This window comes from Stutzerimonas stutzeri (genome assembly GCF_024448695.1).
Lineage (GTDB): Bacteria > Pseudomonadota > Gammaproteobacteria > Pseudomonadales > Pseudomonadaceae > Stutzerimonas > Stutzerimonas stutzeri_T.
The window spans coordinates 80,970-93,697 of the sequence record NZ_JAMOHY010000007.1 but is presented as its reverse complement, the minus strand read 5'-3'; the positions used below and the strand labels follow the sequence as shown (position 1 = coordinate 93,697).

Annotated in this window: 11 protein-coding genes; 5 read left to right on the top strand and 6 right to left on the bottom strand. The window is 62.6% G+C overall.

Going from position 1 to position 12,728, the window contains the following annotated elements; genetic code table 11:
- Positions 1-1,317 carry a PQQ-dependent sugar dehydrogenase gene (locus NAV32_RS08485; protein ID WP_256052362.1) on the top strand — a complete coding sequence of 439 codons (1,317 nt, stop codon included), beginning with the start codon at positions 1-3 and terminating at the stop codon, positions 1,315-1,317.
- Between the two features lie 6 nt (positions 1,318-1,323).
- Here the strand turns inward: NAV32_RS08485 and sfsA are convergent, their stop codons facing one another.
- Together sfsA and NAV32_RS08475 are read right to left on the bottom strand one after the other, a co-directional pair.
- The gene (sfsA, locus tag NAV32_RS08480; RefSeq protein WP_256052361.1) at positions 1,324-2,031 is read right to left on the bottom strand and encodes a DNA/RNA nuclease SfsA; all 708 of its coding nucleotides are present in this window, start codon (positions 2,029-2,031) and stop codon (positions 1,324-1,326) included.
- Positions 2,031-3,203, bottom strand: a complete 1,173-nt coding sequence (locus tag NAV32_RS08475; protein ID WP_256052360.1) for a pyridoxal phosphate-dependent aminotransferase — start codon at positions 3,201-3,203, stop codon at positions 2,031-2,033. The genes sfsA and NAV32_RS08475 overlap by 1 nt, the downstream gene beginning before the upstream one ends.
- 192 nt (positions 3,204-3,395) lie before the next feature.
- On the opposite strand from NAV32_RS08475, the gene dksA reads away from it, so the two are divergent.
- Together dksA and gluQRS are read left to right on the top strand one after the other, a co-directional pair.
- Positions 3,396-3,839, top strand: a complete 444-nt coding sequence (gene dksA / locus NAV32_RS08470; RefSeq protein ID WP_256052359.1) for an RNA polymerase-binding protein DksA — start codon at positions 3,396-3,398, stop codon at positions 3,837-3,839.
- An 85-nt stretch (positions 3,840-3,924) separates the two neighbouring features.
- Entirely contained in the window at positions 3,925-4,827 is a 903-nt protein-coding gene (gene gluQRS / locus NAV32_RS08465; RefSeq protein WP_256052358.1) for a tRNA glutamyl-Q(34) synthetase GluQRS, read from the top strand.
- Positions 4,828-4,937: 110 nt separating this feature from the next.
- Here gluQRS and NAV32_RS08460 read toward each other — a convergent pair whose 3' ends face one another.
- A complete protein-coding gene (locus NAV32_RS08460; RefSeq protein WP_423836422.1) occupies positions 4,938-6,464 on the bottom strand; it encodes a PLP-dependent aminotransferase family protein in 1,527 nt (508 codons plus the stop codon).
- A gap of 57 nt (positions 6,465-6,521) precedes the next feature.
- Here NAV32_RS08460 and NAV32_RS08455 point away from each other — a divergent pair, with 57 nt between their 5' ends.
- Both NAV32_RS08455 and NAV32_RS08450 read left to right on the top strand, forming a co-directional pair.
- A complete protein-coding gene (locus NAV32_RS08455; RefSeq protein WP_256052356.1) occupies positions 6,522-7,781 on the top strand; it encodes a benzoate/H(+) symporter BenE family transporter in 1,260 nt (419 codons plus the stop codon).
- Positions 7,782-7,843: 62 nt separating this feature from the next.
- Positions 7,844-9,109: an aspartate aminotransferase family protein gene (locus NAV32_RS08450; RefSeq protein ID WP_256052355.1), complete on the top strand. Its 1,266-nt coding sequence runs from the start codon at positions 7,844-7,846 to the stop codon at positions 9,107-9,109.
- A gap of 42 nt (positions 9,110-9,151) precedes the next feature.
- On the opposite strand, the gene NAV32_RS08445 is transcribed toward NAV32_RS08450, so the two are convergent.
- The 3 genes from NAV32_RS08445 to NAV32_RS08435 are packed head-to-tail and all read right to left on the bottom strand — an operon-like array spanning position 9,152 to position 12,728.
- Positions 9,152-10,852 carry a GspE/PulE family protein gene (locus NAV32_RS08445; RefSeq protein WP_256052354.1) on the bottom strand — a complete coding sequence of 567 codons (1,701 nt, stop codon included), beginning with the start codon at positions 10,850-10,852 and terminating at the stop codon, positions 9,152-9,154.
- Positions 10,852-11,547: a type II secretion system protein gene (locus NAV32_RS08440; protein WP_256052353.1), complete on the bottom strand. Its 696-nt coding sequence runs from the start codon at positions 11,545-11,547 to the stop codon at positions 10,852-10,854. The genes NAV32_RS08445 and NAV32_RS08440 overlap by 1 nt, the downstream gene beginning before the upstream one ends.
- Before the next feature lie 14 nt (positions 11,548-11,561).
- Positions 11,562-12,728 carry a prepilin-type N-terminal cleavage/methylation domain-containing protein gene (locus tag NAV32_RS08435; protein WP_256052400.1) on the bottom strand — a complete coding sequence of 389 codons (1,167 nt, stop codon included), beginning with the start codon at positions 12,726-12,728 and terminating at the stop codon, positions 11,562-11,564.

Here is a 12,728-nt window from a genome sequence, read left to right as displayed (position 1 = left end):
ATGCGCACCCCTTACGCCCTCCTGGCAACAGCGACACTCATGCTCAGCCTTGCCGGCTGCGGCGAAACCGCAAAATTGCCTGTGGGTTCCGGTTACGGCCCCCACCCGACCTTGCCCGAACCCAACAAGACGCTGATCCCAACCGTCAACATCGCCAAGGCGACCGGCTGGCCCGAGGGCGCCAGACCTCAGGCAGCACCCGGTCTGCGCGTCGAGGCATTCGCCGGCGACCTCGATCATCCACGCTGGCTGCATGTCCTGCCCAATGGCGACGTGCTGGTGGCAGAAAGCGATGCCCCACCCAAACCGGGCAACCAGGGGCTGCGCGGCTGGGTCATGAAAAAAGCCATGGCGCGCGCCGGATCTGGCGGCAAGAGCGCCAACCGCATCACCCTGCTGCGCGACAGCGATGGCGACGGAGTACCCGAAGAGCGCACGGTATTGCTTGAAAACCTGAACTCGCCATTCGGCATGGCGCTGGTCGGCGACTGGCTCTACGTCGCCAACACCGATGCCCTGCTGCGCTTTCCCTACGAGGAAGGCGCCACGCGAATCGACGAGTCGGGCGAGAAGGTGGTCGACCTGCCGGGCGGCCCCATCAACCACCACTGGACCAAGAACGTAATCGCCAGCCGGGACGGCTCGCGGCTGTACGTCACCAGCGGCTCCAACAGCAACGTCGGCGAAAACGGCATGGCCGCCGAGGAAAACCGCGCCGCCATCCTTGAAGTCGATCCGCAGAACAAAACCCTGCGCCTGTTCGCTTCGGGCCTGCGCAATCCCAACGGGCTGGCCTGGCAACCGGATAGCGGCGAGCTGTGGACCACCGTCAACGAACGCGACGAAATTGGCAGCGACCTGGTGCCCGACTACATGACCTCGGTGCGCGACGGCGGCTTCTACGGCTGGCCCTACAGCTACTTCGGCCAGCACGTCGACAAGCGCGTCGAGCCGCCGCGACCGGATCTGGTGGCCAAGGCCATCGTTCCCGATTACGCCCTGGGTGCACATACCTCGTCGATGGGGCTGGCCTTTTATGACGGCAAACTGCTGCCGGAGCGTTACCGCAAGGGCGCATTCATCGGCCAGCACGGTTCCTGGAACCGCAAGCCGCGCAGTGGCTACAAAGTGGTTTTCGTGCCGTTCAAGGACGGCAAGCCGGACGGTGCCCCTGTGGACATCCTCACCGGCTTCGTCAGCGCCGACGAGAAGGCACTGGGTCGCCCCGTGGGCGTCGCCGTCGACAAGACCGGCGCCCTGCTGGTAGCCGATGACGTCGGCGACATTATCTGGCGCGTAACACCGAACACGGACTGAGAAGCCTCAGAGGATCACCGGCAGCCTATGGCTCAGACGGATTTCCTCCTGCGATATCTCCACACCGTACGCCAGCACCTCAACGCCCGCCGCCACCGCATCACGCAAGGCGGCGGCATACAGTGGGTCGATCTCGCTGGCCGGGCGCACCGCTTCGATGCCAGTCAGATTTACGCAATACAACTGCACCGCACGCACGCCATCACGCGCCAGCACCGCCAGCTCACGCAGATGACGCGCGCCACGGGTGGTGACCGCATCGGGGAAGGCCGCCACTGCCGTATCGTCAAAGCCGAGGGTGACGCTCTTGACCTCAACGAAGGCCGCCCCCGTCGGATAGTCCAGACGAAAATCCACCCGACTGTTTTCCATGCCGTAGGCGACTTCCCGCCTGAGCGCGGCAAACCCCGTCAGCTCTTCGATCACACCGGCCAACAGCGCCTCCTCCACCAGGCGATTGGCGCGCGCGGTATTCACGCAGGCCAGCCGGCCCTGCGGCGTTTCCACCAATTCCCAGGTGCCGGGCAGCTTGCGCTTGGGATCATTGTTGCGCTGGAACCAGACGCGCGCGCCCTCACCCATGCAGTTGAGCATCGAGCCGGTATTAGGGCAGTGGATGCACAGGCGTTCGCCGTCATCGGTGACGATATCGGCGAGAAAGCGCTTGTAGCGCCGCACCAGTCGGCCCGCTTCCAGCGGAGTAGAAAAGCGCATCAGCCTTGCCAGCTCTGCAGGCCACGAGCGATGCGCTCGACCGCCGCTTCGAGTTGCGGCAGATCCTGGGTGTAGGCGAAGCGCACATGATGCCCGGCCTGATGCCGACCGAAATCCAGTCCAGGGGTGATGGCAACGAACTGGGTTTCCAGCATGTGCTGGCAGAAGGAGAAGGCATCGCCGCCAAAGGTGCTGATATCGGCATATAAGTAGAAAGCACCTTCGGGCTCCACCGCGATGCCGAAGCCCAGCTCACGCAGGGCCGGCAGCAGGAAGTCGCGACGGCGGGCGAACTCGGCGCGACGTGCTTCGAGGATTTCCAGCGTAGCCGGCTCGAAGCAGGCCAATGCCGCATGCTGGGCCATGGTTGGCGCGCTGATGTAAAGATTCTGCGCCAGTTTTTCCAGCTCCGGGACCGCACGAGGCGGCGCCACCAGCCAGCCCAGACGCCAGCCGGTCATGCCGAAATACTTGGAGAAACTGTTGAGCACGAAGGCCTCATCGTCCACCTCCAGCACACTGGCCGCGTCGGTGCCATAGGTCAGGCCATGATAGATCTCGTCCACCACCAGATGCCCGCCACGCGCCTTCAGTGCCCTGGACAGCCCGGCAAGCTCATCGCGGCTCAGCAGCGTCCCGGTCGGATTGGCCGGCGATGCAACCAGCGCACCGACGCTGTCGGTATCCCAGTGCCGGGCGACCAGATCCGGCGTCAGCTGGTAACGCACTTCAGGCCCTACCGGCACCAGTTGCGCGGCACCTTCGATCAGCCGCAGGAAATGCCGATTGCAGGGATAACCGGGATCCGCCAGCAGCCAATGTTTGCCCGGATCGACCAGCAGGCTGCTCGCAAGCAATAAAGCACCTGAACCGCCGGGAGTAATCAGCACCCGTTCGGGGTCAATAGACAGTTGATAACGCCGTGCATAGAACCCGGCGATGGCCTCACGCAGCTGCGGCAGCCCTCGGGCAGCCGTGTAGCGCGTATGGCCGGCGGCGAGCGCAGCCTGGCCCGCCGCAACTATGGGCGCCGCAGTGGTGAAGTCCGGCTCGCCAATTTCCAAGTGGATGACGTCATGCCCCAGCGCCTGCAGTTCATTGGCACGCGCCAGCAGCGCCATGACGTGAAAGGGTTCGATTGCACGGCTGCGCGCACTGTAAGACGAGGTCATGTGACCTTCCTGATGAGAACAAAAAACCGATTCTACCCAAGGTCCCCCTGACGCCGCAGCCACCGTGATACTCGGGAGTAGCGCACCCCGATACGATCTGGTAAGTTCGCCCGCTTGTAGCCGCAGGGCTGGCACGGGCCGGCAGAGGGATCCATTATCCTGCGCAATGGACATAGCGAGAGGCGTTCATCCATGCCCATTACCAAAACGAAAAACAGCACCCAACTGATTCGCGCCTTCGAGCCTTACAAGGAATCCAAAGGTGAGGATTACATGAGCGACAAGATGCGCGCTCATTTCACCGGCATCCTCAATAAGTGGAAGCAGGAACTGATGGAGGAAGTCGACCGCACCGTGCATCACATGCAGGACGAAGCGGCCAACTTCCCTGATCCGGCCGACCGCGCCAGCCAGGAAGAAGAATTCAGCCTGGAACTGCGTGCTCGTGACCGCGAGCGCAAGCTGATCAAGAAAATCGACGAAACCCTGCAGCTGATCGAGGACAACGAATACGGCTGGTGCGACTCCTGTGGCGTCGAGATCGGCATCCGCCGTCTGGAAGCCCGCCCCACCGCCACACTCTGCATCGACTGCAAGACGCTGGCGGAAATCAAGGAAAAGCAGATCGGTTCCTGATCCCGAAACGGGGCGCTACGGCGCCCCGCTTCATTTCTGCAGCACTGGCTTTTTCCGCCTCGCCGATCAGCACCCGAGCCGGCTCATGTCTTCATCCCCTTCCCTGACATCCGCCTACGTTGGACGCTTCGCACCAACACCCAGCGGCTACCTGCATTTCGGCTCGCTGGTTGCAGCCCTCGCCTCCTATCTAGACGCCCGCGCCGTCGGTGGCCGCTGGCTGCTGCGCATGGAAGACCTCGACCCGCCACGGGAAATGCCCGGCGCACAGATGGCCATTCTCGAAAGCCTTGAGCGCTACGGCCTGGAATGGGATGGCGAGATGCAACGCCAGAGCGCGCGCCACGATGCCTACCAACAGGCCATCGCGCACCTGCTGCGAGAAGGCCTGGCCTATCCCTGTCAATGCTCGCGCAAACAACTGGAAGCCCATCCGGGGCCTTATCCCGGCTTCTGCCGGAACGCCAGACAACCGCTGAAAAACGCCGCCATTCGCCTGCGCGTGCCTGATCTCGAATACCGCTTTACCGATCGAGTGCAGGGAGAATTCGCTCAGCATCTGGAGCGCGATGTAGGCGATTTCATCATCCGCCGCCGCGACGGCCTGTTCGCCTATCAGCTGGCCGTGGTGCTGGATGACGCCTGGCAAGGTGTAACCGAGGTGGTGCGCGGCGCCGATCTGCTCGATTCGACCCCGCGCCAGTTGTACCTGCAGGAACTGCTTGGCCTGCCGCAGCCGCGTTACCTGCACGTGCCGCTGATCATCCAGCCGGACGGGCACAAGCTGGGCAAAAGCTATCGTTCCCCACCGCTACGCCCGGACGAAGCCGTACCGCTGCTGCTGCGCGCCTTGCGCGCCCTCGGCCAACCCACCGCCCCGGAGCTGAACGACGCCCTGCCCGGCGAACTCCTGGCCTGGGCCATCCCACGCTGGAACGCCGAGCGCATCCCACGCACGCTGACGCTGGCTGAGGCGCAGCTAGGCTGAAGCTGCTGGGAAACGAACGCAGTGTGAGGGCTGGCCGGGCACTGTCCAGGGGGCATTGCTCAGCAAACAGGCAATGCTAGAGCACCTCAGGAAGTGATCTCTAATCGGTATCAACGACTCAGCGCACGCAGTACAGCCGCAAGCTTCTTGACGGCGATTTCCAGCTCTGCCGGCGCATGGGCGGCAAAACCCATGAGAAAACCGCCCCTTTGCTCGTGCGACGCATGCAGCGCTGTCAGGCCAAGCAAGTCGATGCCGGCCCGGCGTGCGGCCTCCACGGCTTCGCCTTCAGAAATGTCACGGATGAAAATACAAGGCATCTGCATCCCTCCTGCCGGAACCCGCGGTTCCACGAAATCGGCAAGGTGCTTGCGCACCAGATGCGCCAGTACATCGCGTCGTTCGGCGTAAACGGCGCGCATGTTGCGCACATGCGCGCCGAAATGCCCACCCTCGATGAAACGTGCCAGCGTCAGTTGCGGAATCGGCGCGCTATGCCCATCCAACAAGGTGCGTGCCACTGTCATCGGCGCCACGAGCTGTGAGGGCAAGACCATGTAACCAATGCGCAGGCCGGGAAACAACGACTTGGTGAAAGTGCCGATGTAGATCGTCCGCTCGTGCGAGTCCAGCCCCTGCACGCATGCCGTGGGCTTGCCGGCATAGTGGAACTCGCTGTCGTAGTCGTCCTCGATGATCCATGCCTGGTTCTGCCGCGCCCATTCGATGACGGCCAGACGCCTGTCCAGCGCCAGCGTTGCCCCGGTCGGGAACTGATGCGAAGGGGTGAGAAATACCGCCTTGGCCGGCTGCGTGGCATCACGCAGATGCTCTACACGCATACCGTCGGCATCCAGCGGCACGGGCACGCACTCGAGGCCAGCCGCATCGAACGCCTTACGTGCACCGTGGTAGACGGGGTCTTCGATGAAGATCCGGTCACCCGCGTCGAGCAGTACGGTGGCGCACAGGGTCAGGGCCTGCTGGGAGCTGGTCAACACCAGCACACGGTCGGAGGTGGCGTACGCGCCGCGTTCGAGATTGACGTAGTCCGAAATGGCCCGGCGCAGCGGCTCCATGCCCTGCGGCGGACTGTGCAACAGCGCCAGAGTGCCGTAGTCCTTCAACACCTGCCGCTCCAGCCGTTCCCAGGTCTGCAGGGGAAAATTGCGCGTTTCCGGTACGCCAGGAGCAAAGGGGCGCGGCGTCAGGAAGTCGCGCACGCCGCCACCCTGGAACATGGCACTGCCACGCTGACTCAAACGCAGGGCCTCCGTGGAACCCCTCGTTCGCGCCGCCCCACGCCCAGGCAGGCGTTGCACCCGTTGCGACACGAAGCTGCCGCTGCCTACGCGCCGCTCGATGAAGCCTTCCAGATGCAGCTGGCCATACGCCGATTCGACGGTATCGCGCGAAACACCAAGCGATTTCGCCAGCGTGCGTGTGGCAGGCAACGGCTTACCGACATCGAGCGCGCCGCCGAGAATCAATTGCCGGATGGCCCGTTGAATACGCGCATGCAGGGGCAAAGCGGCATGGGCGGGATCACCGAGCCAGGCTTTGACGGATTCAAGTTGGGCATATTTAAACAAATGGTCTGGATCTCTTGAAAAAGATGGCAGGGAATAACCTGCCATTTTAGCGCTATAAAACAACTGCCAATCACAGCGTTTTTCAGGAGTCGTATTCGAGCCATGCCATCTGCCAAGCCATCCTCGTCCGTTCGCTTGAGCGATCTTCCCCATCCCGTTGTCGCCGGCCTGGTTTCGGTCATCGTCAACTACGGCGGCACCTTCATCCTGGTGTTCCAGGCGGCACAGATGGCCGGCCTCAGTCCAGAGCTGACGGCTTCGTGGGTGTGGTCGATTTCGATCGGCGTAGGGGTGACGGGAATCCTCCTCAGTTGGTTTTCACGCGAGCCGATCATTACAGCCTGGTCCACACCAGCCGCCGCGTTCCTCGTTACTGCACTGGCCACTACGTCCTATGCCGAAGCGGTCGGTGCCTACCTGATTTGCGCCGCCGCCTTCGTCGTACTCGGTCTGTCGGGCTGGTTCGAAAGGATTATCCGGCTGATTCCGCCAGGCGTGGCGGCCGGGCTACTGGCGGGCATCCTGCTGCAATTCGGGATCAAGGCCTTTGCCGGCCTGAGCATCGACCCGTTGCTGGCCGGGTTGCTGATCGTCACTTATGTAGTGCTCAAGCGCTTTACGGCGCGCTATGCCGTGGTCGGCATCCTGGTGCTGGGGCTGGCTTTCCTGCTCATACAGGATCGTGTCGATCTGACGGGGCTGGAGTTGAAGCTGGCCGCCCCCGTGTTCACCCTGCCGGTGTTCTCGCTCAACGCCTTGCTGAGCGTAGCGCTGCCGCTGTTCCTGATCACCCTGACCGGTCAGTACATGCCCGGCATGCTGGTGCTGCGGGGAGACGGCTTCAAGACCAGCGCCAACCCCATCGTCACCGTCACGGGTCTCGGTTCGCTGCTGATGGCGCCTTTCGGTTCGCACGCCTTCAACATCGCCGCAATCACGGCTGCCATCTGTACGGGTCGGGAAGCACACGAAAATCCGGACAAGCGCTGGATCGCCGGCATCGCCGCAGGCCTCTTCTACATTCTCGTCGGCGTGTTCGGCGTGACCCTGGCCGCCGTATTCATGGCCTTCCCGGCCACCTTCATCACCACGCTGGCGGGCCTGGCCCTGCTCGGAACCATAGGCGGCAGCCTCGCCAGCGCCATGGCCGACGCCAGAACGCGCGAAGCCTCGCTGATCACCTTTCTGGCCGCTGCGGCCAACATCTCGATGTTCGGCATTGGCGGCGCGTTCTGGGGGCTGTTGATGGGGCTGCTGGCCTATGCCGTACTCAACGGGCGCTTGCCACAGCGGACACGAGCGCCGCAACAAACCATTCAGCCGGGCACCGAGGCCGCAGCGGGTAAGGAAGCCTCCAACTGATGCCCGCCGTAGCGAGACGAATCGCCCTGCCTGCTCTATCCATCTGACTTGAGGACCGCTCCATGCAACACGCCACTTCCCACCTGATGCGGGCCTATGCCCGCCAGCCCGTTTCCTTCGTACGTGGCAGCGGCGCACGCCTTTGGGATGAACAAGGCGTGGAGTACCTGGATGCCATTGCCGGCGTCGCAGTCACCAGCCTGGGACACGCCCATCCGGAAATCGCCGCAGTCATCGCCGAACAGGCCGGGCTGCTGCTGCATACCTCCAATGTCTTTCGCATCGACTGGCAGGAACGGCTGGGCGAACGCCTGTGCGCATTGACAGACATGCAGAAGGCCTTTTTCTGCAACTCGGGCGCGGAGGCCAACGAAACCGCCCTCAAGCTGGCAAGGCTGCACGGTCACCGCAAACAGCTGACCCAGCCGCAAATCCTGGTGATGCAGAACGGCTTTCATGGCCGCAGCTTTGCGACACTCGCGGCCACGGGTAACCCCGCGAATCAGCGCGGGTTCGAGCCACTGATGCCAGGCTTCCTGCGTGTGCCCTACAACGACATCGATGCGGTGCGCAGAATGGCCGAGCAGTCGCCCAACATCGTTGCCGTTCTGATCGAGCCGGTGCAGGGAGAAGGCGGTATTCGTGTCGCCAGCGCCGACTACCTGCGGGAACTGCGCACCCTGTGCGACCAGTACGACTGGCTGTTGATGCTCGACGAGATCCAGGCCGGAATGGGCCGCACCGGCACTTGGTTCGGCTATCAGCACGCGGGCATCGCGCCCGATGTCCTGACGCTGGCCAAGGCGCTGGGCAACGGCTTTCCCATCGGCGCCTGTCTGGCGCGCGGCCAGGCCGCCGACCTGTTCTCGCCCGGCCAGCACGGCTCGACCTTCGGCGGCAATCCCTTAGCCTGCCGAGTGGCCTGTTCAGTGCTCGACATCATGGCGCGTGACAACCTGCCGGCACGCGCCGCCGTACTCGGGGACCGCTTGCTTGCCGGCTTGCAGCAGGCGCTTGGCGATCACCCGGATGTCATCGCCATCCGTGGCCAGGGCCTGATGGCGGGAATCGAGCTGAACAGGCCTTGCCAGGAGCTGGTCGTTCGCGCACTGGCAGAACAGCGCCTGCTCATCACGGTGACCCGCGACACCATCATCCGTTTGCTGCCGCCGCTGATCTGCGACGAAGCGCAGATCGACGAGATCGTGGCGCGTCTCTCTCGCCTCTTGTTTTCTACAGCGCAAAAATCGCCCAGCAGCAATTGCGATCACGCCCAGGAAACCTGCGGCGCACATGAAGCCCGAACAGACACACTCATTCAGGCCTGATCTTTTTGAACCTCAGGAAAAGTCTTCATATATCTATCAGGGTTAGCGCACGACTGGAGCCAGAGCCTCGCGACTACCCAAAACGCGTGTAAGCTCGTCTACCGTTGTGAGCCCTTCACGCAAGAGGCGTGCGCCCGTTTCCCAGAGTGGTACATGGTTGCTCGCCGTGAGCAGCCCGAGCAACTGAGCGCGACGCCCGCCATCCTCGACCCAGCGCGCCAACGGTGCGTCTACGATCAGCATTTCGTAGACAGGTAACCGGCCATAAAAGCCAGTCTGACGACAGTGCCCGCAACCCTCGCCTCGAAAGTGCTGAACGCCAGTCAGCAGAGTTTCGAGGCCTGAAGGCATATTTTCAGGCGCAGCTACTGGCACCTTGCAGTGCGAACAAAGGCAACGCGCCAAACGCTGATTGATGCAGCCGATCAGTGTCTCGGCCAATGCCTGGGGCGCGATCCCCAGCGCCATAAGACGACCGACCACGCCCGACACGCTGTTGACGTGCAACGTCGACAGCACAAGGTGGCCGGTTTCCGCAGCGCGGATCGCAGCTTCTGCCGTTTCTCCGTCGCGTATTTCACCCACCAGCATGATGTCCGGGTCGTGCCGCAGAAAATGGCGAATGGCGGTTTCGAAGGTGTAGTTGGCCTTGCGGTTTACCTGGGTTTGGGCAGCGACCGGCAGCTCGTACTCGATGGGGTCCTCGACGGTCAGAATGCTCTTCCCGGTCATGCCCAGCGGGCGCAATCCCGCATGCAGGGTGGTGGTCTTTCCGGAGCCGGTGGGCCCGGTCATCAGGAAGATACCGTGCGGTTGCTGGAACAGCTCCTGTAAACGCTGCAGGTGTTCGGGCGCAAATCCCAGCTCTTCCAACCCAGCCACCGAGATCCCTTTGGGGAGCAGACGCATAACGACGCTCTCCCCTTGTGGCGTGATGCTGGTGGAGACACGGACATCGTAGGCCTGGTTTTCGATAGTGACGGAGAAGCGACCGTCCTGCGGCCTCAGGTTATCGGAGATGTCCATGGCCGAGATAACCTTGATCGCCGATACCAGGCGCATCATGCCTCGCCCTAGCGCCATGATGGGGACCAGCACACCGTCAATGCGGAAGGCCATATGCACCGACTGGGACTCGGGCTGCAGATGAATATCGGTGGCACGCTCGCTGACAGCCAGGGCCAGCATCTGGTTGATCAACTCATCGACCGGGAAAGAACCCTGACTGTCCCGGGACAGCTGGCGATACTCGCGCTCGAAGGCAGACATCGCCGATCCTCGTCGCGGTGAATAGACCTCCTCGATACGACGCGTCACGGCAATGAAGTCGCCTTGGCAAAGCCGCGCCACCAGCCCGGTCCTGCGCTGGATCAGGCTGACGGCGCGTTGCGGATCGGCATTGCCGAGCACTGCCTCAAGATGCCCGGCGTGTACGCGAAGCGGCAACAGCCCGTGCGCCAGACAGGCCTCACGGCTGAACAGTTGCAGCACCTCCGCCGCGGGTTCAGGCCACTCCTCCTGGCTGAAGTACGGCAGCCCATGGTGCTCAGCCAATACGCGCGCCAGATCGCTGGCGGCCACCAACCCCAAACGAACCAGTATCTGGCTTAGTGATTCACCGGTTACTGCCTGTTTCTGTTGGGCGTAGGCCAACTGAATCGGCTCGACGATGCCGAGGCGAACCAGAGTGCCGCCCAGCTCGGGCGCGTCAGCCAGAACCAGGTCGGGATCGACTCTTTTCATTACCGGTCCATCAGATAGTAAGCGGTCAGGGTGGTCACCTGGGACTCATCAAGGTTGGTGGCGCTGGTTCCACCGTACGCTACGCCGCTGTCCAGGCTCCACGTGGCGCTGGCAGCGGTGATCACATCTGCCTGTTCCTTCTCACGGAAGCTGCCAAACCGCGCATCGGCATTGCCATCGACCAGGTTGTCGAGCATGCGCGCCAGATCGGGCGTCAATCCGCGCAGGATCAGCACATTCTTGCGCTGTACCACGTATATCCCGGCGCTGCTGCCCGGAACGCTCCAGGCAACGTTTGCAAAACAGGCGCTGACGTCCTGGGGGTTGCCGTTGCTATCGAGGTAGCCATAGTGGGTCTCGAAGCCTTCCGCGCGGCCCTGCGGCATGGTTACCCCGGCTGCGTACATGGCGTTGCGCAGGTTTGTACTGCACAGCTCGCTATCGTTAGCCGCATTGACCTTGCCGGTCGGCGTCGTCTGGCTATCGCCGGGCGCCACGCCCACGCGATCCACATGGCTAAGATACGACAGCTGCCACCCCCTGACGAAACTGGACGCCAGATGCTGGTAAACGGTGTTGCGCTGCAGGTCACTGCCCAACGTCAGGGCACTGACGATCAACGCGACGATGATCAGAACAACGGACATTTCCAGCAATGTAAAACCGCGTTGGCGCGAACAGGTATGGGTAGTCATGGGAATCTCTGTAATTACTGGGCCGAAAGCGCGTCGTTATCGGCGCTGACGACATTGATGCGGACGTCGTCATGCAACTCGTCCAGTTCTTTGATCAGAAGATCGAGCTCCTTCAACTGATCACGAACCTTATTCAGATTGATGATGGCCGCTGCCTGGGCTGCACCCGCCAGACCCACCAGCGCAGCGTTGCCTGTGATCGCGCCAAGCGAGGCGCCAACTGCAGCAGCAGTGGCACCAAAAGTATTGATAGCCGAAGCGGTCGCGGTCGGCGCGGAGGCAGCAGCAGCCGCGACCGACGCGGTAGCCGAGGCAATGGACGCGCCCGTCTGGAAGTTGTCGGCGAACGCCATCTCTTCGACCAGTTCAAGCTGCGTTTTATAGTCGCGAATGGTCTGGCGGAACATCGCCAGCGTGGACAGCACATTAGGGTGCGCATGACCGGCGGTTGAGAGCAGCGCCGAACAGCCCAACTGCTCCCATAACTGGTTGAAGCGCACGACACTGACACGGTCGTCATATTCCCGGCTGCTGTTGCGGACCGGGTGCTCGAAGCCCAGCCCGGCAGCATTCAGCCCGTCGAACAGCGAGCCATTACCGTCACGATCTGCCTGCCCAGGGTCAGCCAGCACATAGGCCACTGCTTCACGTGCGCCTGAGTGCTCCAGGTACAGATACTGGTTATCGGCAGCGCTGGTTTGTGCCACGCCGAGCGCACGACAAAGATCCAGCGGTGTGCTGCTGTCAAACGCCTCCAGTGCTGCCGCCGGTGGCAAACCAGACACCAAGATCGGCTGCCAGCGGTCGGTCGCGCGGACAAGATTGACATCGTTCATCGGCGCGCCGTCGCTGCGCACATAAACGGCATACCGGTAGTCATAGCCATGTGCATTTCGCAGCGGCCCACCGAGCCCCACCGTCAGGTAGGGGAATCCGCCAGCTACCGCAGGGCAATCCTCTACGCCATCCTGATTGGTATCGGCACATGGCAGCCGACCAGTCGCCAGCGCGAAGCCGGTTATCGCATTCTGTGTGTCATTTACGTCATCAATGGCTGATTCCACACTGGCCAGGCGAGTCAGCGAGGGCAGCAGCGACATCAGCACGGCCGTCATCAGTCCCAGCACGACCAGCACCACGGAAAGCTCGATCAGCGTCATACCCCGCTGTCTGCATCGCAT